This window comes from Pseudomonas sp. AC247 (genome assembly GCF_979258015.1).
Window position 1 is genome coordinate 5,705,404 of sequence record NZ_OZ409829.1, and the last position, 24,594, is coordinate 5,729,997.

At 59.9% G+C, this 24,594-nt stretch carries 24 protein-coding genes; 13 read left to right on the forward strand and 11 right to left on the reverse strand.

The features are described 5' to 3' along the window. Positions 1 to 26 precede the first annotated feature (26 nt). Genes ACZZ0B_RS25830 through ACZZ0B_RS25850 form a run of 5 tightly spaced genes read left to right on the forward strand, consistent with a single transcriptional unit; the run spans position 27 to position 3,935 of the window. Complete coding sequence (locus ACZZ0B_RS25830) at positions 27 to 767, forward strand: SURF1 family protein (RefSeq protein ID WP_463546536.1); 741 nt, start codon at positions 27 to 29, stop codon at positions 765 to 767. Beyond that, positions 733 to 1,326, forward strand: coding sequence for a hypothetical protein (locus ACZZ0B_RS25835; protein ID WP_463546537.1), 594 nt, complete (start codon positions 733 to 735; stop codon positions 1,324 to 1,326). The genes ACZZ0B_RS25830 and ACZZ0B_RS25835 overlap by 35 nt, the downstream gene beginning before the upstream one ends. 10 nt (positions 1,327 to 1,336) lie before the next feature. Beyond that, positions 1,337 to 2,416 carry a COX15/CtaA family protein gene (locus ACZZ0B_RS25840; RefSeq protein WP_463546538.1) on the forward strand — a complete coding sequence of 360 codons (1,080 nt, stop codon included), beginning with the start codon at positions 1,337 to 1,339 and terminating at the stop codon, positions 2,414 to 2,416. After that, positions 2,404 to 3,303 carry a heme o synthase gene (gene cyoE / locus ACZZ0B_RS25845; protein ID WP_463546539.1) on the forward strand — a complete coding sequence of 300 codons (900 nt, stop codon included), beginning with the start codon at positions 2,404 to 2,406 and terminating at the stop codon, positions 3,301 to 3,303. Before ACZZ0B_RS25840 ends, cyoE begins: the two co-directional genes overlap by 13 nt. Continuing rightward, complete coding sequence (locus tag ACZZ0B_RS25850) at positions 3,300 to 3,935, forward strand: SCO family protein (protein ID WP_008081211.1); 636 nt, start codon at positions 3,300 to 3,302, stop codon at positions 3,933 to 3,935. Before cyoE ends, ACZZ0B_RS25850 begins: the two co-directional genes overlap by 4 nt. Positions 3,936 to 4,092: 157 nt before the next feature. Here the strand turns inward: ACZZ0B_RS25850 and ACZZ0B_RS25855 are convergent. The 4 genes from ACZZ0B_RS25855 to ACZZ0B_RS25870 all read right to left on the reverse strand — a co-directional run bounded on the left by ACZZ0B_RS25855 (position 4,093) and on the right by ACZZ0B_RS25870 (position 7,953). Next, positions 4,093 to 5,315, reverse strand: a protein-coding gene (locus ACZZ0B_RS25855) for an IS3 family transposase (RefSeq protein WP_463546540.1) whose coding sequence is annotated in 2 segments (ribosomal slippage) — positions 4,093 to 4,964 and positions 4,964 to 5,315 — 1,224 coding nt in all. Because the reading frame shifts where the segments join, the coding sequence is not laid out codon by codon here. A gap of 108 nt (positions 5,316 to 5,423) precedes the next feature. Further along, entirely contained in the window at positions 5,424 to 6,194 is a 771-nt protein-coding gene (locus tag ACZZ0B_RS25860; protein ID WP_440096071.1) for a MetQ/NlpA family ABC transporter substrate-binding protein, read from the reverse strand. A 77-nt stretch (positions 6,195 to 6,271) separates the two neighbouring features. Continuing rightward, on the reverse strand, positions 6,272 to 6,946 hold the full coding sequence (locus tag ACZZ0B_RS25865; RefSeq protein ID WP_008081214.1) for a methionine ABC transporter permease: 675 nt from the start codon (positions 6,944 to 6,946) through the stop codon (positions 6,272 to 6,274). Further along, positions 6,946 to 7,953, reverse strand: a complete 1,008-nt coding sequence (locus ACZZ0B_RS25870; RefSeq protein WP_008081216.1) for a methionine ABC transporter ATP-binding protein — start codon at positions 7,951 to 7,953, stop codon at positions 6,946 to 6,948. Before ACZZ0B_RS25870 ends, ACZZ0B_RS25865 begins: the two co-directional genes overlap by 1 nt. Before the next feature lie 260 nt (positions 7,954 to 8,213). On the opposite strand from ACZZ0B_RS25870, the gene katE reads away from it, so the two are divergent. Further along, positions 8,214 to 10,355 carry a catalase HPII gene (gene katE / locus ACZZ0B_RS25875; protein WP_463546975.1) on the forward strand — a complete coding sequence of 714 codons (2,142 nt, stop codon included), beginning with the start codon at positions 8,214 to 8,216 and terminating at the stop codon, positions 10,353 to 10,355. Between the two features lie 75 nt (positions 10,356 to 10,430). Here the strand turns inward: katE and ACZZ0B_RS25880 are convergent, their stop codons facing one another. From ACZZ0B_RS25880 to ACZZ0B_RS25895, 4 genes are read right to left on the reverse strand one after another with little or no spacing between them, the layout of a single operon-like run. After that, positions 10,431 to 11,144 carry a PA5502 family lipoprotein gene (locus ACZZ0B_RS25880; RefSeq protein WP_008081221.1) on the reverse strand — a complete coding sequence of 238 codons (714 nt, stop codon included), beginning with the start codon at positions 11,142 to 11,144 and terminating at the stop codon, positions 10,431 to 10,433. Positions 11,145 to 11,181: 37 nt separating this feature from the next. After that, on the reverse strand, positions 11,182 to 11,970 hold the full coding sequence (gene znuB, locus ACZZ0B_RS25885; protein ID WP_008081222.1) for a zinc ABC transporter permease subunit ZnuB: 789 nt from the start codon (positions 11,968 to 11,970) through the stop codon (positions 11,182 to 11,184). Next, positions 11,963 to 12,748 carry a zinc ABC transporter ATP-binding protein ZnuC gene (gene znuC / locus ACZZ0B_RS25890; protein WP_008081224.1) on the reverse strand — a complete coding sequence of 262 codons (786 nt, stop codon included), beginning with the start codon at positions 12,746 to 12,748 and terminating at the stop codon, positions 11,963 to 11,965. The genes znuB and znuC overlap by 8 nt, the downstream gene beginning before the upstream one ends. Next, on the reverse strand, positions 12,748 to 13,230 hold the full coding sequence (locus ACZZ0B_RS25895; protein ID WP_053125415.1) for a Fur family transcriptional regulator: 483 nt from the start codon (positions 13,228 to 13,230) through the stop codon (positions 12,748 to 12,750). The genes znuC and ACZZ0B_RS25895 overlap by 1 nt, the downstream gene beginning before the upstream one ends. Positions 13,231 to 13,296: 66 nt before the next feature. Here ACZZ0B_RS25895 and ACZZ0B_RS25900 point away from each other — a divergent pair, with 66 nt between their 5' ends. Further along, the gene (locus ACZZ0B_RS25900; protein ID WP_008081226.1) at positions 13,297 to 14,217 is read left to right on the forward strand and encodes a zinc ABC transporter substrate-binding protein ZnuA; all 921 of its coding nucleotides are present in this window, start codon (positions 13,297 to 13,299) and stop codon (positions 14,215 to 14,217) included. A gap of 56 nt (positions 14,218 to 14,273) precedes the next feature. On the opposite strand, the gene ACZZ0B_RS25905 is transcribed toward ACZZ0B_RS25900, so the two are convergent. After that, positions 14,274 to 15,227 carry a homoserine kinase gene (locus ACZZ0B_RS25905; protein ID WP_463546541.1) on the reverse strand — a complete coding sequence of 318 codons (954 nt, stop codon included), beginning with the start codon at positions 15,225 to 15,227 and terminating at the stop codon, positions 14,274 to 14,276. Between the two features lie 61 nt (positions 15,228 to 15,288). Beyond that, positions 15,289 to 15,585: a DUF2782 domain-containing protein gene (locus tag ACZZ0B_RS25910; protein ID WP_008081231.1), complete on the reverse strand. Its 297-nt coding sequence runs from the start codon at positions 15,583 to 15,585 to the stop codon at positions 15,289 to 15,291. 74 nt (positions 15,586 to 15,659) lie between these two features. Between ACZZ0B_RS25910 and polA the strand changes: the two genes are divergently transcribed. Next, the gene (gene polA / locus ACZZ0B_RS25915) at positions 15,660 to 18,464 is read left to right on the forward strand and encodes a DNA polymerase I (protein WP_463546542.1); all 2,805 of its coding nucleotides are present in this window, start codon (positions 15,660 to 15,662) and stop codon (positions 18,462 to 18,464) included. Positions 18,465 to 18,873: 409 nt separating this feature from the next. Here the strand turns inward: polA and yihA are convergent, their stop codons facing one another. Next, positions 18,874 to 19,518 carry a ribosome biogenesis GTP-binding protein YihA/YsxC gene (gene yihA, locus ACZZ0B_RS25920; RefSeq protein WP_008081236.1) on the reverse strand — a complete coding sequence of 215 codons (645 nt, stop codon included), beginning with the start codon at positions 19,516 to 19,518 and terminating at the stop codon, positions 18,874 to 18,876. 191 nt (positions 19,519 to 19,709) lie between these two features. On the opposite strand from yihA, the gene ACZZ0B_RS25925 reads away from it, so the two are divergent. The 5 genes from ACZZ0B_RS25925 (at position 19,710) to ACZZ0B_RS25945 (ending at position 24,539) form a co-directional block, all read left to right on the forward strand. After that, entirely contained in the window at positions 19,710 to 20,015 is a 306-nt protein-coding gene (locus ACZZ0B_RS25925; RefSeq protein ID WP_045123119.1) for a c-type cytochrome, read from the forward strand. Between the two features lie 30 nt (positions 20,016 to 20,045). Continuing rightward, on the forward strand, positions 20,046 to 20,657 hold the full coding sequence (locus ACZZ0B_RS25930) for a c-type cytochrome (protein WP_008081240.1): 612 nt from the start codon (positions 20,046 to 20,048) through the stop codon (positions 20,655 to 20,657). A 266-nt stretch (positions 20,658 to 20,923) separates the two neighbouring features. Next, on the forward strand, positions 20,924 to 21,565 hold the full coding sequence (gene dsbA / locus ACZZ0B_RS25935; protein WP_008081242.1) for a thiol:disulfide interchange protein DsbA: 642 nt from the start codon (positions 20,924 to 20,926) through the stop codon (positions 21,563 to 21,565). A 14-nt stretch (positions 21,566 to 21,579) separates the two neighbouring features. Further along, positions 21,580 to 22,458 carry an endonuclease/exonuclease/phosphatase family protein gene (locus ACZZ0B_RS25940; RefSeq protein WP_463546543.1) on the forward strand — a complete coding sequence of 293 codons (879 nt, stop codon included), beginning with the start codon at positions 21,580 to 21,582 and terminating at the stop codon, positions 22,456 to 22,458. After that, positions 22,455 to 24,539, forward strand: coding sequence for a GGDEF domain-containing protein (locus ACZZ0B_RS25945; protein WP_463546544.1), 2,085 nt, complete (start codon positions 22,455 to 22,457; stop codon positions 24,537 to 24,539). The genes ACZZ0B_RS25940 and ACZZ0B_RS25945 overlap by 4 nt, the downstream gene beginning before the upstream one ends. The last annotated feature ends 55 nt before the right edge of the window (positions 24,540 to 24,594 follow it).

Genomic DNA, 24,594 nt, shown 5'->3' on the forward strand with positions numbered 1-24,594 from the left:
GCAACGACTGACTTTGTGGCGCGGCCATGAAGCACTTTCGTCCGGGCGTGATTCCGACCGTGGTGGTGGCGTTGTTGCTGCCGCTGCTGGTGTCGCTGGGCTTTTGGCAACTGAGCCGGGGCGCCGAGAAAACCGCCCTGCTCGCCAGTTACGCCGAACGTCGTGCGGCCGAGCCGATGGCCAGCACTGAGTTGCTGAACGGCGCCGATCCGGCGTATCGCCGCGTGCATCTGCACGGCCAGTTCGATGCCGCGCACAGTCTGCTGCTGGATAACCGCCAACGTAACGGCAAAGTCGGCGTCGAGTTGCTGCAACCGTTTCAGGATCAACGCAGCGGTTTGTGGCTGCTGGTCAATCGCGGCTGGTTGCCGTGGCCGGATCGCCGCGTACCGCCGCAATTCACCACGCCCACTGAAGCGTTGAATGTCGATGCCTGGGTCTACGTCGCCCCCGGCGCCACTTTCCAGTTGCACGCTGATCCAGTCAGCAGCACCTGGCCGCAAACCATCACCGCCGTCGAACCCGCCAAGCTGTGGCAAACCCTCGACCGCGACGGCTTCGCCTACGAATTACGCGCCGAACCCGGCCCGGCCAGCTACGAGGCCGATTGGCCGGTGGTTGCGATGGGCCCGGAAAAACACCTCGGTTACGCCGTGCAGTGGTTCGCCATGGCCACCGCCCTGCTCGGCCTCTACGTCTATTTGGGCTTGCACAATGCAAAGGAGAAACACCATGGGAACGGCCATGAATCCACCCAGCATGTCTGAGGCGAAACCTGCCGCCAGCCGCCGTCGCGGGCGCGTTCAGCTGCTGCTGATTTTGCTTGGCGTGATTGGCCCAATGGTGCTCGCCACCGGCATGTACAAATTGCAGTTCTGGGTGCCGGAGGGTCGCAGCTATCACGGCGAGCTGATCGGCAACGGCCAGACCCGCGCCGACCTCGGCGTGCAGGCCGATGAAGAGCGCTGGCAGATGCTGGTCACTGCGCCGAAGGATTGTGCGGTCGATTGCCAGCAACTGGTATATCTGGCGCGGCAGATTCAGATCGGTCTCGGTCGCGATGCCGGGCGCGCCAGCCATGCCCTCGCCGTGGCGCAACCGGTCAGCACTGATTACGACGCCAAGCTGAGCCGCGAATACCCGCAACTGCAACGCTATCCGCTGGACGCCAATGTGTTCGGCAAGACCACGGGCGACAAAGCCACGCCGCAACTGTGGATCATCGACCCGCACGGCAACCTCGTGCTGCGTTACGAGCCGAATGTGAAAGGCAAGGATCTGCTCAACGACCTGCGGCACCTGCTGAAACTGTCGAACATCGGATAAGGGCATCGTCATGGCCAAACCTGGATTTCGCCTCGCGCTGTTTGCCACCCTGCTGGCGCTGATTGTGGTGCTGCTCGGCGCCTATACGCGCCTGACCCACGCCGGCCTCGGCTGTCCGGACTGGCCGGGCTGCTACGGTTTTATCAGCGTGCCGAAAAGCGAAGCGCAACTGGCCCATGCCGAACTGCATTACCCCGACTCGCCGGTGGAGGCGCACAAGGGCTGGAACGAGATGATCCACCGCTACTTCGCCGGCACCCTCGGCCTGCTGATTTCGATTCTGGCCGGGCGGGCGTGGGTCAATCGGCGTCATCCGGGGCAGCCGGTGAAGCTGCCACTGTTTCTGCTGACGGTGGTGTTTGCGCAAGCAGCGTTCGGCATGTGGACGGTGACGCTCAAGCTCTGGCCGCAAGTGGTCACCGGGCATTTGCTTGGCGGTTTTGCGACGTTGAGTCTGCTGTTTTTGCTGACGCTTAGATTGTCCGGCGTGCTGCCGGCGCTGACCGTGCCCAAGCGTTTGCAGTATTGGGCGACGGCGGGACTGTTGTTGGTGATTGGCCAGATCGCACTGGGTGGCTGGGTCAGTTCCAACTACGCGGCGGTGGCGTGTATCGACTTCCCGACCTGCCACGGGCAGTGGTTGCCGCCAGCGGATTTCGCCAATGGCTTTCATCTGACGCAACACATCGGCCCGAATTATCTCGGCGGGCAACTCGACAGCGATGCGCGCACGGCGATTCACCTGACTCACCGTATCGGCGCGTTGCTGGTGACGTTGGTGCTGCTCGGTCTCGCCTGGCAACTAAAAGTGGTTGGCATGACGCGGTTGGCCGGTCTGGTGCTGATTGCCCTCGCGGCGCAGATCACCCTCGGCATCAGCAACGTGTTGTTCCATCTACCGCTGCCAGCGGCGGTCGCACATAACGCTGGCGGTGCGGCGCTGTTGCTGACGATGGTGCTGGTCAATTACCACGCGCGCACCAGCCTGGTTCGGGTCAAACAACCGGTGCTCGCGCGCTGGCGCCTGAGCCCGCGCAAACATTCCGCCGCGCCCATCACTATTAAAGGAGAAACGCCGTGGCGATTCTGATTGGCGAACGTCCGCATCAGGCGATCTGGCGTGATTACCTGGAACTGACCAAACCGAAAGTCGTGGTGCTGATGCTGATCACCTCGCTGGTCGGCATGTTCCTCGCGACCCGCGCCGGGGTGCCATGGACGGTGCTGGTGTTCGGCAATCTGGGGATTGTGCTATGTGCCGGCGGCGCGGCAGCGGTCAATCATGTGGTCGATCGGCGCATCGATGCAGTGATGGCGCGTACGCATAAACGGCCGTTGGCTGAAGGTCGGGTTTCGCCTGCAGCAGCGCTGACCTTTGCATTGGCATTGGCGCTGCTTGGTCAGGCGTTGTTGCTGGCTTTCACCAATCCGCTGACGGCGTGGCTAACGCTCGCTTCGCTGCTCGGTTACGCGGTGATCTACACCGGTTTCCTCAAACGTGCGACGCCACAGAACATCGTCATCGGTGGCCTCGCCGGCGCCGCCCCACCTCTGTTGGGTTGGACCGCCGCCACCGGCCACGTCAGCGCCGAACCGTTGTTGCTGGTGCTGATCATCTTCGCCTGGACGCCGCCGCACTTCTGGGCGCTGGCGATCCATCGCAAAGAGGAATACGCCAAGGCCGACATCCCGATGCTGCCGGTCACCCACGGCGAGCACTACACCAAGGTGCATATTCTGCTGTACACGTTTGCGCTGCTGGCGGTGAGTCTGCTGCCATACGTGATCCACATGAGCGGCGTGCTCTACCTGATTTGCGCGCTCGCCCTCGGCGCAAGGTTTCTGCAATGGGCCGTGGTGCTGTACCGTGGCACTCGGCCGCACGCGGCGATCAACACCTTCAAGTACTCTATTTGGTACTTGTTTCTACTGTTCATCGCCCTGCTCGTAGACCACTACTTACTGTTGAACCTATGACTCGAACCCAGAAAACCGTCTTCATCCTCGTCGCCGTGATCGCGCTGATCCTCGGCCTGACCGTCAACAAAGTGCTGAGCGGCAAGGGCCAGGGCGACCCGACCGCGTTGATCGACGCCGGCATCATCCTGCTGCCACAGAGCCGCAATCTGCCGGACGTGACGATGACTGATCAGGACGGCAAACCGGTGGCGATCAATGAGTTGAAGGGTAAGTGGAGCCTGTTGTTCTTCGGCTACACCTTCTGCCCGGACATCTGCCCGACCACCCTCGCCCAACTGCGCCAGATCAAGAGTGAACTACCGAAAGACGCTGTGGACAAGTTGCAGATCGTGCTGGTCAGCGTTGACCCGAACCGTGATAACCCGAAGCAGTTGAAGCAGTATCTGGGCTACTTTGATCCGCAGTTCATCGGCCTGACGCCGACTTCGATTGAAGAGCTGCAGAAGGTGGCGAATGCGGTGAGTATTCCGTTTATTCCGGCGGATACCAGTAAGCCGAATTACACCGTGGATCACAGCGGCAACCTCGCGGTGATTGGCCCGGATGGCACCCAGCGGGGGTTTATTCGTGCGCCGCTGAACAACGCCAAACTGGTGGCGCAACTCCCGGTGATGCTAAACCGCAAATAAGAACACCGCCGATCCCTTGTAGGAGTGAGCCTGCTCGCGATGACGTCGGCACATCCAATATTGATGTGACAGCTATACCGCGATCGCGAGCAGGCTCACTCCTACAGGGTCGGTATTTCATGTCTAGTCCTGAAATAGGTTTACACCTGTTTCAGTCTCAAAACGCCCGATGCACCGCATCGGGCGTTTTGTATTTCAGCGACAGATGAGGTCGCTCGTTGTTATAGATCTGCACCGACTCGTCCACCATCCGGATGGCCTCTGCAAAATCTTTGGGGCGATGCAGCAATAACTCGTTTTTCAAAATCCCATTCACACGCTCAGCCAACGCATTTTGGTAGCAGTCGTAGCCATCGGTCATTGAGCAGGTGATGCCGTATTTGGCATGCAGCCGCTGATAAAGCTCGGAGCAGTACTGGACGCCTCTATCCGAGTGATGCACCAGGCGTTGCTCCGTCATCCGTTGCTTGAGGGCTTTGTTGAACGCCTGGATCACCGATTCGGTGTGCAAGCTTTCATGGACATGGTGCCCCACGATTTTTCGGGAGTACGCATCGGTGATCAAACTCAGATAAACCACACCCGTTTGCGTCGGTAAGTAGGTGATGTCCGCAACCCATACTTGTTCTGGCACCTTGGCAACTACCTGAATCGGCCCATCTTTGAGCAGGTTTGGATGCCGGCGAAAGCGATGATGGCTGTCTGTCGTTTTGTGATAGGCCCGTCTGCGGGGAACCAGTTCGCGCCGATCTCGCAAGATATCGAATAAACGGTCTCGACCAACCTTTACGGACACTTCTGGCTCAGTGCGCATTAGATTGTGAAGTTTTCGGGTGCCAAGGCGCGGTTGCCTAAGTCGCTTTTCCCTCACGAACCCCATCACTTCCTGGGCATGACGAGCCCGGGCATCACATGCCCGGTTGCGCTTGTAATAAGCCTGACGGGAAATCCCTATGAACTGGCAAGCCCGACTAATGCTCAGGTCTTGGATCTGCCCTTGGGAGAGGACTTGCCGGATCGCTTTTTTACGACAGAAACACCGAAGTCGTTCTTCAAAACATCAACGACGGCTTCGAAAAACTGAGCTTTCTGGTTGGCTTGGGCAAGCTTTTCTTCAAGCTCTTTGATTTGCTGTTCGGGTGTCAGCGGTTTATCGGGCTCATCCATGGAACGGGGTCTCTTGGAGCGAATGGACGCGCCTTGACTCCAGTCCTGCCGACCATGCCTGCGTAACCAGTTCAGCACAGTCGTTTTACCCTGAATGCCATAGCGCTCTTGAGCCTCTTTATAACTCAACTCGCCTTTTTCGACCTGATCGACGACCGACAATTTAAAGGTCAGCGTGTAATCACGCTGGCTGCGCCTTTTTCCCGTGTTCATTACGTCCTCCTGAGAATGGGTCAGAAGGTGTAAACCTTATTCAGGACGGGACATCAGACACAAAAAAGGGACGCCAGTGGCGTCCCTTTTTCGTTACAGCAATCTAAATCAGAACGCCGGCAGCACCGCGCCTTTGTACTTCTCGGTAATGAATTTCTTCACTTCCGGGCTGTGCAGGGCTGCAGCCAGTTTCTTCATCGCGTCGCTGTCCTTGTTGTCCGGGCGGGACACGAGGATGTTCACGTACGGCGAGTCATTGCCTTCAATCACCAGCGCATCCTTGGACGGATCGAGCTTGGCTTCCAGCGCGTAGTTGGTGTTGATCAGCGCCAGATCGACCTGGGTCAGCACGCGCGGGATGGTCGCGGCTTCCAGTTCACGGATCTTCAGGTCTTTCGGGTTGGTCGCGATGTCTTTGACGGTCGACAGAATGTTGGTCGGATCCTTCAGCGTGATCACGCCCGCCTTGGCCAGCAGCAACAGCGCACGGCCGCCGTTGGTGGCGTCGTTCGGAATCACCACGTTGGCGCCGCTTGGCAGATCCTTCAGATCCTTGAGCTTGCTCGAATAAGCGCCCAGCGGCTCCAGGTGCACACCGGTCACGGCGACAAGGTTAGTGCCCTTGGCCTTGTTGAACTCATCGAGGTACGGCTGGTGCTGGAAGAAGTTGGCGTCCAGACGCTTTTCCGCGACTTGTACGTTCGGCTGAATGTAGTCGGTGAAGACCTTGACCTTCAGCTCCACGCCTTCTTTGGCCAAGGCTGGTTTCACGAACTCGAGGATTTCTGCGTGCGGCACCGGGGTGGCGGCAACGGTCAGGGTTTCGGCGTGGGCCGAGAATGCTGCAACGGCAGCAAAAGCAGCGATCAGTTTTTTCATTCAGCTAACTCCTTTTCAAAGCGCCCGTCTGGCGCCTGCCAGCGAATGGCCGGCTCATCTCTTGATTACAAAACCGGTTATTTGCGCGAGAAATGCACGACCAGTCGATCACCGACCATCTGCAGCACTTGCACCAGAATCAACAGCAACACCACGGTGACGATCATCACGTCGGTCTGGAAACGCTGGTAACCGAAACGGATCGCCAGGTCACCCAGACCACCGGCGCCGACCACACCGGCCATCGCCGTGTAGGACACCAGTGTAATCGCCGTCACCGTAATCGCCGCGAAGATGCCCGGGCGGGCTTCCGGCAGCAAGGCGTTCATGATGATCTGCCGCGTGGTCGCGCCCATCGACTGGGTCGCTTCGATGATGCCGCGATCGACTTCACGCAGCGCGGTTTCCACCAGACGCGCAAAGAACGGTGTCGCGCCCACCACCAACGGCGGAATCGCACCGGCCACGCCCAGCGACGTGCCGGTGATTAGCACGGTGAACGGGATCATCACGATCAACAGAATAATGAACGGCAGCGAACGCAGGATGTTCACCGCCAACGACATGAACGCGTAGAGGCCACGGCTTTCCAGCAACTGGCGCGGGCTGCAGAGGAACAGCAGCACGCCCAGCGGCAGGCCGAGCAACACGGTGAACAGCAGCGACCCGCCAAGCATCAGCATGGTGTCGCCAGTGGCCAGCCAGATTTCGTACCAGTCGATATTGGTGAAGAAACTGATCAGGTCTTCCATTAGCGCAATACCTCCATGTGAACGTCAGCGGCGGTGAAGCGGGCGAAAGCCGCCTCCATGTCGCCACCGGTGACGGCGAGGGTCAATTGCCCGTACGGAATGTCTTTGATGCGGTCGATACGGCCGGCAAGGATGCTGTAGTCGACGCCGGTTTCCCGGGCGACGGTACCGAGCAACGGCGCGTAGGTCGCTTCGCCCTGGAAGGTCAGACGCACGATGCGGCCTGGCACGTGAGCGAAGTCATCACGCTGTTCACTTTCGTCGATCTGCTCGCTTTCCTGAACGAAACGCTTGGTGGTCGGGTGCTTGGGATGCAGGAACACATCGGCCACCGAACCTTGCTCGACGATCACGCCAGCGTCCATCACCGCCACTTGATCGCAGACGCGACGGATCACATCCATCTCGTGGGTGATCAGGACGATGGTCAGCTTCAGCTCGCGATTGATCTCGGCCAGCAGTTGCAGGACCGAAGCGGTGGTCTGCGGGTCGAGGGCACTGGTGGCCTCGTCGCACAGCAGAATCTTCGGCTTGGTCGCCAGGGCGCGGGCGATGCCGACGCGCTGCTTCTGGCCACCGGACAATTGCGCCGGGTACTTTTTCGCGTGGTCGGACAGGCCGACGCGCTTGAGCAATTCGGCGACGCGCTGATTCACCTCGCTGCTCGACAACTCCCCCGCCAGGGTCAGCGGCAACGCAACGTTGTCGGCCACGGTCTTGGAGGCAAGCAGGTTGAAGTGCTGGAAGATCATCCCGACTTGCTGGCGGAAACGGCGCAGGCCGTTGGCATCCAGCGCGGTGACTTCTTCGCCGTCGACGAAGATCTTGCCGCCACTGGAGTCTTCCAGGCGATTGATCAGACGCAGCAGGGTACTTTTGCCCGCACCGGAATGGCCGATCAGGCCGAACACCTGCCCGTTCTCGATAGAGAGACTGGTCGGGTGCAGCGCGGGAATATCCTTACCGGCGACGCGGTAAGTCTTGTGGACGTTTTGAAACTCGATCACGTAGCGAACCTTGTGGGGCGCGTTAGAAAAGGATCAGCGGTTAGCCGGGCGCGCATTTTAGCCTGTCCGTATAGAGGTTCTTAGCATTTATTTCGCAATTAACCTTCGATTTGGCAATAACAAGATCAAAGGTCATAAAAAAGGAACGCCCCGAGTGCCTCATCAGTCACTAAGTAAGCGACTTGAAAACCCTGGGTGCCGTGCCTGGGAACCACTCAAGAGTCCCCGGCAAGCATCGGGGTCAACCGAGGAGTTTACGACTGATGAGCAAGAAGCCTACGACCGATAAAAGCCAGATGGCCGGAACCGATACCCCGGATCGCGCCAACACCAACGCCAAACTCGACAGCCTGGAAAAATTTCGCTCCGACGCCACCGGCCAGGCCCTGCGTACCAATCAGGGGGTCAAGGTTGCTGACAACCAGAACACCCTCAAGGCCGGCCCGCGCGGACCGTCGCTGCTGGAAGACTTCATCATGCGGGAAAAGATCACGCATTTTGACCATGAACGCATCCCGGAGCGCATCGTCCACGCGCGCGGCACTGGCGCTCATGGTTTCTTTCAGGCCTACGAGAACCATTCGACGCTGACCAAGGCCGGTTTCCTACAGGATCCGGGGAAAAAGACGCCGGTGTTCGTGCGCTTTTCCACGGTGCAGGGCCCGCGTGGTTCCGGCGATACCGTACGCGACGTGCGTGGCTTCGCGGTGAAGTTCTTCACCGATGAAGGCAACTTCGACCTGGTCGGCAATAACATGCCAGTGTTTTTCATTCAGGACGCGATCAAGTTTCCCGACTTCGTCCACGCGGTGAAACCCGAGCCGCACAATGAAATTCCCACCGGTGGCTCTGCTCACGACACTTTCTGGGACTTCGTCTCGCTGGTGCCGGAATCGGCGCACATGGTCATCTGGGCGATGTCCGACCGCGCGATTCCGAAAAGCCTGCGCAGCATGCAGGGCTTCGGCGTGCACACCTTCCGGCTGATCAACGCCGAGGGCAAATCGCGCTTCGTCAAATTCCACTGGCGCCCTACTGCCGGCACTTGCTCACTGGTCTGGGACGAGGCGCAGAAGCTCGCCGGTAAAGACACCGACTACCACCGTCGCGACCTCTGGGAAGCGATCGAGATGGGCGACTACCCGGAATGGGAACTCGGCGTGCAGATCATCGAGGAGGAAAACGAACACGACTTCGATTTCGACATCCTCGACCCGACCAAGCTGATCCCCGAAGAAATCGTGCCGATCACGCCGTTGGGCAAAATGACCTTGAACCGCAACCCGGACAACTTCTTTGCCGAGACCGAGCAGGTTGCGTTCTGCCCTGGCCACATCGTGCCGGGCATCGACTTCTCCAACGACCCGCTGCTGCAAGGTCGGCTGTTTTCCTACACCGATACGCAAATCAGCCGACTCGGTGGGCCGAACTTTCATGAGCTGCCGATCAACCGCCCGGTGGCGCCGTTCCACAATGGCCAGCGCGATGCGCAGCACCGCACGGTGATCGATAAGGGTCGTGCCTCTTACGAGCCGAACTCGATTGATGGCGGCTGGCCGAAAGAGACACCGCCGGCCGCGCAGGACGGTGGTTTCGAGAGTTATCCGGAACGCATCGATGCGAACAAGATCCGCCAGCGCAGCGAATCGTTCAGCGACCATTTCTCCCAGGCGACGTTGTTCTTCAACAGCATGAGCGACCATGAGAAAGAGCACATCATTGCCGCCTACAGCTTCGAGCTGGGCAAGGTTGAACGCGAGTTCATCCGGGCGCGCGAGGTGAACGAGATTCTGGCTAACATCGATCTGGAACTGGCCAAGCGTGTGGCGGCCAATCTGGGTCTGCCTGCACCTGCCAAAGGCACGGTGGATGCGCGCAAGGTGTCGTTCGATCACTCGCCAGCACTGAGTCAGGCGAACCTGCTGCCGGAAAACATCAAAACGCGAAAAGTGGCGATTCTTGCTGCTAACGGTGTCGATGGCGCGGCGATTGATGCGATGAAGAAAGCATTGGCGGCTGAAGGTGCGCATGCCAAGTTGCTGGGGCCGACTTCGGCGCCGGTGAAAACGGCGGACGGCAAGAGCCTGCCCGTGGACGCTTCGATGGAGGGCATGCCGTCGGTGATCTTTGACGCGGTGTTTGTGCCGGGGGGCGCGGCGTCGGTCAAGGCGTTGAGCGGCGACGGCGTGGCATTGCACTACGTGCTGGAGGCTTACAAGCACTTGAAGGCAATTGCGTTGCAGGGCGAAGCCAAGCAGTTGCTGGATGTGTTGAAGCTGGAGAAAGATGCCGGGCTGCTGGAGGGCAAGGATGTGGGTGCGTTGACCAAACCGTTCTTTGCGGCGATCGGGCAGCATCGGGTTTGGGATCGTGAGCCTAAGGCGAAAGCCATTCCGGCTTAAAAAGCAAAAGATCGCAGCCTGCGGCAGCTCCTACAGGGAATGACTGTGTAGGAGCTGCCGCAGGCTGCGATCTTTTTACGGTTTACGCGGACTCAACACCATCTGCGCCGGCACCGTGCGCACCGTCTGCTTCACAATCTTCAGATCAAAATCCGGATTCAATTTCTTGACCCGCTTGGTCAGCAACGTCGCCAACCAAGGATAATCATTGGTTCGTGGCGCCTGAATCGTCACCCCACACTCATAATTCACCACATCGGCGGCGATCGCATCCAGTTGCCGGCGAAGTTTGCGGCTATCAGTGATATTCAACGCAACCGTGGTGCTCTCGGCAGTCGGATCGATCACCTTGGCTTTCGGCTTGGCTTCGGCCGCCAGCAGCGCCGCTTCAGCTTTTTCCAGCTCAGCCTTGCGCGCTTCAGTGATGGCGCCGTTGACGCCACCGGTCAGCGCCGGCGCTTTCGGCATCAACGCACGGGCACGGCTTAACGCCGTAGCAGCGGCATTCACATCCCCCTTCTGCAGCACGATCTGGCTGCGACGCAGATACGCTTCGGCAAGCTGCCGCTGGTATTGCTCAAGGGATTGATCATTGGGAGTTTCTTTCTGCAAAGCAGCCAATTGGTCTTCGGCGGTGGCCAGTTCGCTGCTGGCCAGGCTTTGCTCCAGCTGTGCGATGGCCGTAGCCCGCGCATCGGGGACTTCGGCCACCGGCGGCGTGCTTTGGCAGGCGCCCAGCAGCACTGAAAATGCGACAAGGAGCAGATAACGGGAGGCGAACGGCTTCATTCCTGCGACTCTCTAATTGCGCAAAAAGCGGCCAAGTCTACACCCCACGACGGGGCAGAACAAAACTCAACAGAAACAGTGCGGCCGCCGTCACAACGATTGACGGCCCGGCCGGGGTGTCCTTGAACCACGACAGTGCCAGCCCGCCACACACGGCGAGCATGCCCAGCAGGCTCGCGCCAACCGCCATCTGCTCCGGCGAGCGGGCGTGACGCTGTGCCGCAGCTGCCGGGATGATCAGCAGTGAAGTAATCAGCAACACACCGACGATTTTCATCGCCACGGCGATCACCACCGCAATCAACAACATCAGCGCCATGCGCAGACCTGCAACCGGCAGGCCTTCGACCTTGGCCAGCTCTTCATGCACGGTGATCGCCAGCAATGGCCGCCACAATGTCACCAGCAACACCAGCACCGCCGCGCTGCCGCCGAGAATCCACGCCAGGTCGGTCGGGCTGATCGCCAGCAGGTCGCCGAACAGATAGGCCATCAGGTCGATCCGCACTTCATGCATGAAGCTTAGTACCACCAGGCCGAGAGAGAGCGTGCTGGGTGCGAGAATTCCCAACAGCGTGTCAGACGCCAGCGGTTGGCGCTGTTGCAAGGTCACCAAAAGCACCGCCAGCAGCAGGCAGCCTACGGTGACCGCGACCGTCGGGCTGACATCCAGCAAAAAGCCCAAAGCCACACCGAGCAACGCGGCGTGGGACAGGGTGTCGCCGAAATAAGCCATGCGCCGCCAGACCACAAACGAACCGAGCGGCCCGGCCACCAGTGCCAGCGCCAGACCTGCAAGCAGGGCATACAACAGAAAATCAGCCATGCTTGCAGTTGTCTCCGTGAACGTGAGGTTGGCCAATAACCGGCCCTTTGACCACCGAACCGTGCAGGTCGTGAGCGTGGTCGTGATGGTGGTGATAGACCGCCAGGCTCTGCGCGTTCTTGCCGAACAGTTCGACAAACGCCGGATCGCCGCTGACCTGCTCGGGATGCCCGGAGCAGCAGACGTGACGGTTGAGGCAGACCACCTGATCGGTGGTGCTCATCACCAGATGCAAATCGTGGGACACCATCAGCACGCCGCAGCCATGGCGATCGCGCAGACGGGTGATCAGGCTGTACAGCTCGGCTTGCCCGGCGACATCGACGCCCTGCACCGGCTCATCGAGTACCAGCAATTCCGGCTCGCGCAGTAGCGCTCGAGCGAGCAGCACGCGCTGCATTTCACCGCCGGAAACGCTTTGCACCGGGCTGTCGATGACGTGTTCGGCGCCAACTTCTTTCAGCGCCGCCAGCGCACGCGGACGGTCAACGCCCGGGACCAGGCGCAGAAAGCGCAGCACCGACAGCGGCAAGGTCGGATCGACATGCAGTTTTTGCGGCATGTAGCCGACGCGCAGTTTCGGCTTGCGCCAGACGCTGCCGCTGTCGGGCTTCAATAAACCCAGCACGGCGCGCACCAGCGTGGTCTTGCCGGCGCCGTTGGGGCCGATCAAGGTGACGATCTGCCCCGGTTCGACGCTCAGCTCGATGTTGTCCAGCACGGTCTGCCCGGCAAACGTGACGGCGACCTGTTCCAGACGAATCAGCGCATTGCTCATCAAGCCCCCTGGCAACCGGAGCATAGGCCGACGACTTCGACGGTTTGTGCTTCGACGATGAAACCGACGTCTTTGGCGCTGTTGATGATCGCGTCGCTGATCACTTTTTGCTCAAGTTCGATGGCGGCGTGGCATTCGCGGCAGATCAGGAACTGGCCCTGATGCGCATGCTCGGGGTGGACGCAGCCTACGAAGGCGTTCAGCGAAGAGATGCGGTGTACCAGGCCGTTTTCCAACAGGAAATCCAGCGCGCGGTACACGGTTGGCGGCGCGGCGCGGCGGCCGTCCTGCTCGCTGAGCACGGCGAGAATGTCGTAGGCGCCCAGCGGCTTGTGGCTCTGCCACACCAGTTCCAGCACCCGGCGGCGCAACGCGGTCAGGCGCAAGCCTTTCTGGGCGCACAAGGTATCGGCCTCGGACAAAGCGCTATGCACGCAATGAGAGTGGTCGTGGGGACGGCTGGCAATCGGTGTAATAGGCATGGGCGGCGACGAGTTTTGATAGAGACGTTATTATGTTACCCGTTCTCGCCTCCTTGAGTGGTCATCGTGTCCCGACTTTTTTCTGTTTTTGTGGCTTTTGTCGCCAGTTTTCTGTTGATCGGTTCGGCTCAGGCCGAGGTCAAAGTCCTCACCAGCATCAAACCGTTGCAGCTGATTGCAGCGGCCGTGCAGGACGGCGTGGCGATTCCCGAAGTGCTGCTGCCGCCGGGTGCGTCGCCGCACAATTACGCGCTGCGGCCATCCGACGTACGGAAGGTGCAATCGGTCGATCTGCTCTACTGGATTGGCCCGGACATGGAAGGTTTCCTGCCGCGCGTGCTGAATGGTCGTACGCTGCCGAGCGTCGCCGTGCAGGATCTGCCGGGGATGAAACTGCGGCGTTTTGCTGAAGACAGCCACTCCCACGCGGAAGAGGCCGACGAGCATGATCACGACCACCGTCCGGGCACGCTGGATGCGCATTTGTGGTTGTCGCCGGTCAATGCGCGGGTGATTGCCGACAAGATGGCGGCAGACTTGAGCGCTGCCGACCCGGCCAACGCCGAGCGTTATCAGAGCAATGCCAAGGCGTTTGACGCGCGTCTGGATGCGCTGGATCAGCGTTTGAAGCAGCGTCTGGCCAGTGTTGAAGGCAAGCCGTACTTCGTCTTTCACGAGGCGTTTGATTACTTTGAAGAGGCTTACGGCCTGAAGCACGCTGGGGTATTCAGTGTTGCAGCGGAAGTGCAGCCAGGTGCACAGCATGTCGCGGCGATGCGCAAGCGTTTGCAGGAAGTGGGCAAGACTTGTGTGTTCAGCGAGCCGCCGTTGCGTCCGCGTCTGGCGGAGACATTGGTCGCTGGCCTGCCAGTGAAACTGGCTGAGCTGGATGCGTTGGGCGGGTATACACCGGCGACGGCTCAGGGCTATGAGCAGGTGTTGGAGAAGCTGGGTAACGATCTGGCCGGGTGCCTGGAATCTCTGTAAACCCATAGAAAAAGATCGTCCGAAGGCTCGGGCCGCGTTCGGACGATCTTTTGATCTTAAAGCGCGAAAGGCAAAGGTGTATTGACCTGCTGCCGCTGCGCCAAGCGCTGCTCAAATTCCCGCGGATCGTGAATCAGCACGTCCTGCCCGGCAAACTGCTCCGCCGCGATCAACCGCGACAGCCAGAACCGCACACACGCCACACGCAGCATGGTCGGCCACAACTCAGCCTCCGCCGCCGTGAACGGCCGCAGCGCCGCATAAGCGTCAAGGAATGCGCGGGCACGCGGGCCATCGAGCAAACCGTCCTCGTCCGAGCACCAGTCATTCAAGGCAATCGCCACGTCGTACAGCATCGGCCCCGAGCAGGCGTTGTAGAAGTCGATCAAACCGGTCAGGTGCGTGCCTTCGAACATCGCGTTATCGCGAAACAGGTCGGCATGAATGTTGGCCCGAGGCAGCGCGAGAATCTTGTCTTTGCGCTCAGTGATTTCATCCAGCGCCTTTTGCAGCAAGGCACGCGGCTCATCGCTCAGGTGCGAGAGAAATTCGCTGCCCTCTTCCAGCATCCAGTCCAGGCCACGATCGGTCTTGCGCTTGATCATGCGCTCGCCCTGCGTCGCCAGGTGCAGGTGCGCCTGCAATTCGCCGACCTGCACGCAATGCTGGGCATTGGCGACTTTGATGTGTTTGCCGGACAGGCGCGGTTGTAGCAGCGCCGGTTTGCCTTTCAGCTCACGCAACGCCACGCCGTCAGTGGTGCGCAGTGCGTACGGCACCGGCAGATCGGCTTCGTGCAGCACGTCGAGCAGGTCGATGAAAAACGGCATCTCCTGCACCGGGCCGCGCTCGACCAGGGTCAGGACGAATTCGCCCTGCTCCAGACTGATAAAGAAATTGGTGTTTTCGCTGCCGGCGGCGATCCCCTGGAAATCAAGCAGACGGCCAAGCCCGTAAGGGGCGAGAAAGGTTTCCAGCTCGGGCCGAGCCAGGGGAGTGAACACAGACATGGTTAAAAACTGCTCAGTTCAGGCGTCGCGGTCAGGCGACGCCGATTAAAAGTCGGGAAACTTACTTCCAGGTAAAGATTTCCCACGACGGAATCAGCATATCCGGCTGGTCGGAGCGAATGTAGTTCGCGTCCGTGCCATCGGCGCGCACCAGGAAATACGGTTTGCCACCCTTTGGCGTGACCTTGATCGCGTAGACGAAGCCACTGCGACTGTATTCCTGGATGACCTTGTCGCCTTCCGTGTGCGTGTTGATCGTAACTTCCGGCTCCGAGGCGGGCGCATCATCCGCCGCCATCGCGGCCAACGGTGAGGCAGCAATCAGACCGACCAGCAGCAAGCGATTTAACGTACGCATGATAACCTTGTCCCTTTGTCGTCAACGGTCCCGCTATTCTAGCGCCGGACCCGCCGAAAAGGTTGATCCTGCTCATGAGCCAAGCCCCCCTCGTCCTGGTGGACGGTTCGTCTTACCTGTACCGCGCCTTTCACGCGCTGCCACCACTGACCACTTCCAAAGGCCTGCCGACCGGTGCGGTCAAAGGCGTGCTGAACATGCTCAAGAGTCTGCGCAAGCAGTACCCGGACAGCCCGTTCGCCGTGGTGTTCGACGCCAAGGGTGGGACATTTCGCGATGAGATGTACGCCGAATACAAAGCCAACCGCCCAAGCATGCCCGACGACATGCGCGTGCAGATCGAGCCGTTGCACCAGAGCGTGATCGCCCTCGGTTTCCCGCTGTTGTGCGTGGAAGGCGTCGAGGCCGATGACGTGATCGGCACCCTCGCCCGCAGCAGCGCGGCGGCGGATCGTCCGGTGATCATCTCCACCGGCGACAAGGACATGGCGCAACTGGTCGATGGCCACATTACCTTGGTCAACACCATGTCCGGTAGCTCGATGGACGTGGAAGGCGTGAAGGAGAAATTCGGCGTCGCACCGGAGCAGATCATCGATTATCTGGCGCTGATGGGCGATTCGTCCGACAACATTCCAGGCGTTCCGGGCATCGGCCCGAAGACCGCTTCCGGCTTGCTGGTCGGCGTCAACGGTGGCCTCACCGAGTTGTACGCCAATCTCGACATCGTCCCGACCCTGCCGATTCGCGGCGCGAAAACCCTGCCGGCCAAGCTCGAAGAGCACAAGGAGATGGCATTTCTCTCCTATCAACTGGCGACCATCAAGGTCGACGTGCCGCTGGACGTCGAACTTGATGATCTGCAGATGGGCGCGGAAGACCCGGCCAAGCTCTACGAGTTGTACTCGCTACTGGAATTCAAAAGCTGGATCAATGATCTGGATCGGGACGCCAAACGCCTGGAATTGAGCGCGGCCAGCGAGCCTGCACCGGCCGGCGATCTGTTCAGCGCGCCAGAAGCCGAAGCGCCTGCCGCTTCGACTGAAGCGGCGTACGAAACCATCCTCGATCAGGCACGTTTCGACGTCTGGCTGGAAAAACTCAATAACGCCAAACTGTTCGCCTTCGACACCGAAACCACCGGCATCGATGCGCAGCAGGCGCACCTGGTCGGTCTGTCGTTCGCCGTGCAGGCCAACGAGGCCGCGTACATTCCGCTGACCCACTCCTACATCGGCGTGCCAGAACAGCTGGATCGCGACACCGTGCTGCGTGCACTCAAACCAATTCTGGAAGACCCGAACAAGCTCAAGGTCGGCCAGCACGCCAAGTTCGACATGAATATCCTGGCCAACTGCGCCATCGGTGGTGATCAGAGCCAAGGCATCAGCGTGCGCGGCATCGCCTTCGACACGATGCTTGAGTCCTACGTGCTCAACTCCACCGCCACCCGCCACGACATGGACAGCCTCGCGCAGAAGTACCTGGATCACACCACCGTGAGCTTCCAGGACATCGCCGGCAAAGGCGCCAAGCAGCTGACCTTCGACCAGATCGCCTTGGAACAGGCCGGGCCGTACGCCGCCGAAGACGCTGACGTCACGTTGCGTTTGCACCAGACTTTGTTCGAAAAGCTCAGCGCCATCCCGAGTCTGGCCAGCGTGCTGACCGACATCGAAATCCCGTTGGTGCCGGTTCTCGCACGCATCGAACGCCAAGGCGCGTTCGTTGACGCGGAGCTGCTCGGCATCCAGAGCATCGAGCTGGGCAACAAAATGGTCGCGCTGGAGCGCGAAGCGTTCGAGATCGCCGGGGAAGAATTCAACCTCGGCTCGCCGAAACAACTGGGCGTGATTCTCTACGAGAAACTCGGCCTGCCGGTACTGAAAAAGACCGCCAAGGGTCAGCCGTCCACCGCTGAAGAAGTGTTGGCGAAACTCGCCGAAGACGATCACCGCTTGCCGAAGGTGCTGATGGAGCACCGTTCGATGAGCAAGCTGAAAAGCACCTACACCGATCGTCTGCCGGAGCAGATCAACCCGCGTACCGGGCGTATCCACACTTCGTATCATCAGGCCGTGGCGTCGACCGGTCGCTTGTCTTCCAGTGATCCCAACCTGCAGAACATCCCGGTGCGCACCGCTGAAGGCCGTCGTATCCGTCAGGCGTTCGTCGCGCCGAAAGGCTACAAACTGCTGGCGGCGGACTATTCGCAGATCGAACTGCGGATCATGGCGCACCTGTCCAAGGACGAAGGCCTGATGAATGCCTTCCGCAACAATCTCGACGTGCACACCGCCACCGCTGCCGAAGTGTTCAAGGTCGAACTGCACGAAGTCAGCTCCGATCAGCGTCGTGGCGCCAAGGCGATCAACTTCGGCCTGATCTACGGCATGGGCGCGCAGAAGCTCGGCAAGGACATCGGCGTAGACACCAAGACTGCCAAGGCTTACATCGACACTTACTTCGCCCGTTATCCGGGGGTTCGCGAGTACATGGATCGCACCCGCGCGCAGGCAGCGGATCAGGGTTATGTCGAAACGTTCTTTGGTCGTCGCCTGTATTTGCCGGAGATCAACTCGAACAAGCCGCAGGAACGCGCTGCCGCCGAGCGCACGGCGATCAACGCGCCGATGCAGGGCACGGCTGCCGACATCATCAAGAAAGCCATGGTCGCTGTGGATGAATGGCTGGCGACGTCCGGGCTGGATGCCAGAGTCATCCTGCAGGTACACGATGAATTGGTGCTGGAGGTTCGCGAGGATCTGGTCGAGCAGGTCAGCGCCGAAATTCGCGTGCACATGAGCGAAGCGGCGAAACTGGATGTACCGCTGCTGGTCGAAGTCGGTGTAGGCAACAATTGGGATGAGGCTCATTGAGCCTTTTGAACACGGTTTGCCGCGACCTGTTGTCGCGGCGAGCCCGGTAAAACCTGCATATTTCGAAAAGCACTTGAGATTATTCCAAAGCTTTTTGAAAAAAATCTGAACTAATCTGGAAGGACACTACTCAGAGTTACTGAATGGCTGGTGAAGCCCTTCGATGCTCCTATGTTGTGTTAAGTGTTGGCAGATATCTGAACCCCGCCCTAGCGGTTCGGAACTTAAACCCCGGAATTTCTCCCTCCCCAATGAAATCCGGGGCTTTTTTTGCCCAAAATTTGTCTGTAGCGCGTTCATGCTGCGTTGAAAGATCAGCTCAAATGCTCATTTAGGTCCCCTAAACTCCGCTTTTCACTGCCCTTTCGCCTTGCCTGAACACACTACAAACAAATTTCCATATCCCGACTTACTCGGCTGCCGCCTCGGCGCCTTTGTCTGCGAGTTCCATCCAGCCTGCCAATACAGTGTAGGCCTCTTCCAGGCCCATGCGTTTTGGTGCCGAGAACAGCTGGATGGTGACCAGGTCGCCCCAGCCTTTACGGATTTCCGACTGCACTTTGAGCAGGGTGTTCTTGGCTGCGCCGTAGGTCAGTTTGTCCGCCTTGGTCAGCAGGATGTGCATCGGCATGCCGGCCGCAACGGCCCAGTCGAGCATCAGCAGGTCGAAGTCGGTCATTGGATGACGGATGTCCATCATCAGAATCAAACCCTTCAAACTCTCGCGGCCACCGAGGTAAGCCTCAAGGTGACGCTGCCAGTGCATCTTCAGTGGGATCGGTACTTTTGCGTAACCGTAGCCCGGCAGGTCGACCAGACGGCGATCTTCGTCTAGCTTGAAGAAGTTCAACAGCTGTGTGCGACCCGGAGTTTTCGAGGTGCGCGCCAGGCTGGCGTGAGTCAATGTGTTCAGCGCGCTGGATTTACCGGCGTTGGAACGGCCGGCAAACGCTACTTCGAAGCCTTCGTCGTCAGGGCATTGATCGACTTTGGCAGCACTGAGCATGAACGTGGACTGTTGGCACAGGCCGAGGATGGGATTCTTGAGTTGCATGGGATTTCCGATGTGGGCGGCGCCGGGATTGGGCGCGGAACGCGGTGTCGCTTCCGTTTCAGTGACGCCAGTATATAATGCCGCAGATTTTGTGTGTGCTTTGTCCCAGCGAAGGATGAAGTTCACGAGAGCGACAGACTTTGATTGCGCATTAGAACGCAGAACGCTCTCAACCCTGAAAAGGTCGTTTTATGACGAAATGGCTGCTGGCTGCCGGAGTCTTGATGCCGCTTTACAGCGCACAGGCTACACAGGATCCGGAAGCCGTGTACAACCGTGTTTGTGGTGCCTGTCATTCCGGCCAACTACCCATGGCGCCCGAAAGAGGCGATCAGGAAGCTTGGACGCCGAGGTTGGCGAAAGGTATGGGGACGCTGGTGCAACACGTGACCCAGGGTTTCAAGGCGATGCCGCCGCGTGGTTTGTGCATGGACTGCAGTGCCGAGGATTACCAAGCCATCATCCTTTGGATGAGCGCGAGTAAGCCCGGTCCATAACTTAACCCTTAGCCGTAGTTGGATTAGCTGATGAACAAATTGATCGTGAGTCTGCTGTTGACCGTGGGAATTTCAGGCTTCGCCCATGCTGCCGGTGATGCCGCAGCGGGCCAGGCAAAAGCCGCCGTTTGCGGAGCCTGCCATGGCCCGGACGGCAACAGCATGGCGCCAAACTTTCCGAAACTGGCCGGTCAAGGTGAACGCTACCTGACCAAGCAACTGCACGACATCAAGTCAGGCAAGCGCACCGTTCTGGAAATGACCGGGCTGCTGACCAACCTGAGCGATCAGGATCTGGCCGACATCGCCGCCTACTTCGCCAGCCAGAAAGGCAGCGTCGGCGCCGCCGATCCGAAGATCGTCGCTCGCGGTGAAGCACTGTTCCGTGGCGGCAACCTCGCCAAAGGGCTGCCAGCCTGCACCGGTTGCCACTCGCCGAATGGCGCCGGCAACGCCGCTGCCGGCTTCCCGCACCTGGGTGGCCAACACGCTCAATACATCGCCAAGCAGCTGACCGATTTCCGCAAGGAAGAAGGTGGCCGCACCAACGACGGCGACACCATGACCATGCAGACCATCGCCAAGCGCCTCAGCGACGAAGACATCGCGGCGGTCTCCAGCTATATTCAGGGTCTGCACTAAGCGCGTCGTATCAGGCGTTGAGCGGGGCTGAAGATCAAAAGATCGCAGCCTTCGGCAGCTCCTACAGGGGTGTTGCGTGATTCAATGCAGGAGTTGATATCTCCGGCAATGTTAACGCTCGATTAATCCGTCGCAGCAAGTATAAAAAGGGTGGCTTTGGCCGCCCTTTTTTGTGGCCGCTGCCGTTACACTACAGAACTCATGCCCGCCAGGATCTGTCTGAAAACAGGTCGCGCGAGGCGACCAAAATTGTCCAGGAGTAAAGCATGCGTAATCTGATCATCAGCGCCGCTCTCGTCGCTGCCAGCCTGTTCGGCGTGACCGCTCAAGCCGCCGAAGCCCCTGCCGCCCCTTACGTGGAACTGGCCAACCCGGTTCCGGTTGCAGAGCCTGGCAAGATCGAAGTGGTCGAGCTGTTCTGGTACGGCTGCCCGCACTGCTACGCCTTTGAGCCAGTGATCAACCCGTGGGTTGAAAAACTGCCCAAGGACGTCAATTTCGTGCGTATTCCGGCGATGTTCGGCGGCCCGTGGGACGCTCACGGCCAGATGTTCCTGACCCTGGAAGCCATGGGTGTCGAGCACAAGGTTCACGCGGCGGTTTTCGAAGCCATCCAGAAACAACACAAAAAGCTGACCGACAAGAACGACATGGCTGACTTCCTCGCCACCCAAGGCGTGGACAAGGACAAGTTCCTCGCCACCTTCGACTCGTTCGCCATCAAAGGTCAGATCGTCAAGGCGCGTGAACTGGCCAAGAAGTATGAAATCACCGGGGTGCCAACCATGATCGTCAACGGCAAGTACCGCTTCGACATCGGCTCTGCCGGTGGTGCCGAACAAGCGCTGCAACTGGCTGATCAACTGGTCGCCAAAGAGCGAGCGGCAACCAAGGCTGCTGCCAACTAAGCGCGGCAACCGCCATGCGCCGCTGGAAGTCTGAACGCCTCGTTGGCCTGCATGATCCGCAGGTCAACGAGCATCACCTGGCGTCAACGGGCCTGCCCGCGGACCAGCGTCTGCGCCTGCTCAGTTTCAATATCCAGGTCGGCATCAGCACCGAGCGTTATCGACATTACCTGACGCGCAGCTGGCAGCATCTGCTGCCGCACAATGGGCGCTCGGGCAATCTGCAAAAGATCGGCGATCTGCTCGGCGACTTCGATCTGGTCGCCCTGCAGGAAGCCGATGGCGGCAGCCTGCGTTCGGGCTACGTCAATCAGGTCGAACACTTGGCCCACCTCGGCGCCTTCCCCTACTGGTATCAACAACTCAATCGCAACCTCGGTCGACTGGCCCAGCACAGCAATGGCGTGCTCAGTCGCCTGAAGCCGTGGGCGATCGAGGATCATCCCTTGCCCGGCCCGAAAGGTCGTGGCGCGATTCTGCTGCGTTTCGGCGAAGGTCCGGAGGCACTGGTGGTGGTGATGATGCACCTGGCCCTCGGCGCGCGAACGCGCAGCCTGCAACTGGCCTATATTCGTGAACTGATCGGTGGTTACAAACACCAGGTGTTGATGGGCGACATGAACACCCACGCCAGCGATCTGCTACAACACTCACCGTTACGCGATCTTGGCCTGCTGGCCCCACAGCTGGAAGCGACGTTCCCCAGCTGGCGCCCGCAGCGTTGCCTTGATCATATTTTGCTCAGCCCGACCCTGACCCTGGAAAGAGTCGAAGTGCTGGCCCAACCGATTTCCGATCACCTGCCGGTCGCGGTAGAGATTCGTCTGCCGGGTTCGCTCACGGCTGATGCATTGCCCGCGTTGAGTCCTGACCCTCGCGGAACCCCTGAATGAGCGACGACGCCCAGCGCTGGAAAGAGAAGTACCTCAAAAGCATCGAACAGCAGGACAAGCTCGAACGGCGCTGGGCCGCCAGGCTCGATTTGCTGCGTCGCGGGCTGGTGCGCAGCACGCTGGCGGCCGAAGGCACCGACAAGGTCGTCGATCAGTGCATGAAAGAGATGCGCGACGTTGTGCGCACCGACGACATGGATGCCGGCCTCGCCGCCCTGTTGCCGCGCCTGGAAAAAGCCGTGCTCGACTCCGAGCAGCGCCGCGAAACCCGCATCGATCAGGTCAGCACGGCGCTGACCTCACTGGTGGCTCAGTTGCAGGCCTTGCCGTTGCCCCGGGAAGTGGCGCAACCGCTGAAGAAATTCGCCAAACAACTGGATGGCCGCGTCGGCCAGGCGCGCGAGATGCCGCTGCTGCTCAGCGAACTGAGTGGCTTGCAGGGCAAGGCGTTGAGCCAGCTGGAAACGCCAGCTGAGCCGGGGCGTCCGGGATTGTTGCAGCGACTGTTTGGCAGCCGGGAAAACGAAGAAACGCCCGCCCCAACGCCAGAAGCACCACCAGCTCCGGCGGCCGCGTCCGTGCCGGCGGCGCCCTCACCCGTTGCGCCGCAAGCCGATACAGTGCCCGAGCAGACGACCCCCGTCGCAGCTACTGAACCGGTGATTACAACGACGCCGCCCGTTCAGCAAACTGCACCAGCCATCGAACCAGCGACACCCGCACCCGAGACTTCAACGCAACCGCCAGTGGTTGCCTTCGTCCCGCCGACCGTGCTCAACGAAGCGCCCAGCACCCCGGCCGAGACCGAAGCCCTGCCTCTGGAGCCCGAACTGGAACCAGTTTTCGCGCAGGCGCCGGCGGCGATTGCACCCGCCCCCTTCAATCCGGACGAATTGATCCACCCCGGCGATCCCGTTCCGCTGATTCTCGACAGCCTGCCGCTGCCCGAACCTATCGCGCAGGCATTGGCGGCCATCGACCCGGAGCAATCCGAGCACGACATCCTGTTCGCCCTGCCGGATTCCCCGGAGCCGTCCTACAGCTCCGTGGCTAAGCACATCGAAGACACCCTGATCGGCCTGCTCGACGACCTGACCTTGCCCGAACGCCACCGCCCGCAAGCCGAGGCCATGCGCGAACGTTTGCAACACGGGTTGAACTGGTACGAACTGATCCCGATCCTCGACGATCTTGCCACTTTGATGCTGGCGATTACCGACAGCGGTCAACACGAATTCGAAGTCTATCTGCAACAGCTCAACGAACGCCTCGAAGCGTTCCAGAGCAACCTGCAGGCCGCCAGTGAAGGCCATGCCGACAACAGCTCGGCGGCGCGGGCAATGGACACGCAAATTCGCGAGCAGGTCGACGGTTTGCAGACCAGCGTGCAGGAAGCCGCCGATCTGGATGACCTCAAGCAAGTCCTGGAGAATCACCTCGAAGGCCTGCTCGGCACCATGGATCAACACCAGAAACAGCGCGATGCCCGTGAACAGGAAGTCGCGACACGGCTTAAAAGCCTGTCCGAACGCGTGGCGCACATGGAACAGGAAGCCCAGGGTTTCCGCGAGCACCTTGAAGTGCAACGGCAGAAAGCCCTGATCGACCCGCTCACCGGCTTGCCCAACCGCGCCGCATGGAGCGAGCGCCTTGAGCATGAAATCAAGCAGTGGCAACAACACGGCAATACCTTGAGCCTGGCGATGCTCGACCTTGATCACTTCAAGCGCATCAACGACAACTACGGTCATCTGGCCGGTGACAAAGTGTTGAAGATTATCGCCACCGTGCTGCGCAAGCGCCTGCGCGGCACTGACTTCATTGCCCGTTTCGGCGGTGAAGAGTTCGTGCTGTTGCTGCCGGCCACGCCACCGGCAGTCGGTGCCAAGCTGCTGGAAACCCTGCGCGCGGCCATCGAAGCTTGCCCGTTCCACTTCAAGGGCGAACGCGTGACCATCACCATTTCCATGGGATTGGCGTCCTTCCGAGCGGGAGAACACAGCGATCTGGTGCTGAAAAGAGCCGATCAGGCGCTGTACCGCGCGAAAAATGCAGGGCGCAACCGGGTCGAGCTGGGCTAAGCAATGTGTTCCATTTTGTTTAAATCCGCCCGCTGACCGTCGAGACGCAAGGCAG

Coding starts and splice junctions, on each gene's coding strand:
- ACZZ0B_RS25905 (WP_463546541.1), bottom strand. CDS start 15,227: ATGTCTGTGTTCACTCCCCTGGCTCGGCCCGAGCTGGAAACCTTTCTC.
- ACZZ0B_RS25940 (WP_463546543.1), top strand. CDS start 21,580: ATGCGCCGCTGGAAGTCTGAACGCCTCGTTGGCCTGCATGATCCGCAG.
- znuC (WP_008081224.1), bottom strand. CDS start 12,748: ATGAGCAATGCGCTGATTCGTCTGGAACAGGTCGCCGTCACGTTTGCC.
- ACZZ0B_RS25910 (WP_008081231.1), bottom strand. CDS start 15,585: ATGCGTACGTTAAATCGCTTGCTGCTGGTCGGTCTGATTGCTGCCTCA.
- ACZZ0B_RS25840 (WP_463546538.1), top strand. CDS start 1,337: ATGGCCAAACCTGGATTTCGCCTCGCGCTGTTTGCCACCCTGCTGGCG.
- yihA (WP_008081236.1), bottom strand. CDS start 19,518: ATGCAACTCAAGAATCCCATCCTCGGCCTGTGCCAACAGTCCACGTTC.
- ACZZ0B_RS25835 (WP_463546537.1), top strand. CDS start 733: ATGGGAACGGCCATGAATCCACCCAGCATGTCTGAGGCGAAACCTGCC.
- ACZZ0B_RS25860 (WP_440096071.1), bottom strand. CDS start 6,194: ATGAAAAAACTGATCGCTGCTTTTGCTGCCGTTGCAGCATTCTCGGCC.
- dsbA (WP_008081242.1), top strand. CDS start 20,924: ATGCGTAATCTGATCATCAGCGCCGCTCTCGTCGCTGCCAGCCTGTTC.
- ACZZ0B_RS25930 (WP_008081240.1), top strand. CDS start 20,046: ATGAACAAATTGATCGTGAGTCTGCTGTTGACCGTGGGAATTTCAGGC.
- ACZZ0B_RS25865 (WP_008081214.1), bottom strand. CDS start 6,946: ATGGAAGACCTGATCAGTTTCTTCACCAATATCGACTGGTACGAAATC.
- znuB (WP_008081222.1), bottom strand. CDS start 11,970: ATGGCTGATTTTCTGTTGTATGCCCTGCTTGCAGGTCTGGCGCTGGCA.
- ACZZ0B_RS25830 (WP_463546536.1), top strand. CDS start 27: ATGAAGCACTTTCGTCCGGGCGTGATTCCGACCGTGGTGGTGGCGTTG.
- ACZZ0B_RS25925 (WP_045123119.1), top strand. CDS start 19,710: ATGACGAAATGGCTGCTGGCTGCCGGAGTCTTGATGCCGCTTTACAGC.
- ACZZ0B_RS25850 (WP_008081211.1), top strand. CDS start 3,300: ATGACTCGAACCCAGAAAACCGTCTTCATCCTCGTCGCCGTGATCGCG.
- polA (WP_463546542.1), top strand. CDS start 15,660: ATGAGCCAAGCCCCCCTCGTCCTGGTGGACGGTTCGTCTTACCTGTAC.
- ACZZ0B_RS25880 (WP_008081221.1), bottom strand. CDS start 11,144: ATGAAGCCGTTCGCCTCCCGTTATCTGCTCCTTGTCGCATTTTCAGTG.
- ACZZ0B_RS25945 (WP_463546544.1), top strand. CDS start 22,455: ATGAGCGACGACGCCCAGCGCTGGAAAGAGAAGTACCTCAAAAGCATC.
- ACZZ0B_RS25895 (WP_053125415.1), bottom strand. CDS start 13,230: ATGCCTATTACACCGATTGCCAGCCGTCCCCACGACCACTCTCATTGC.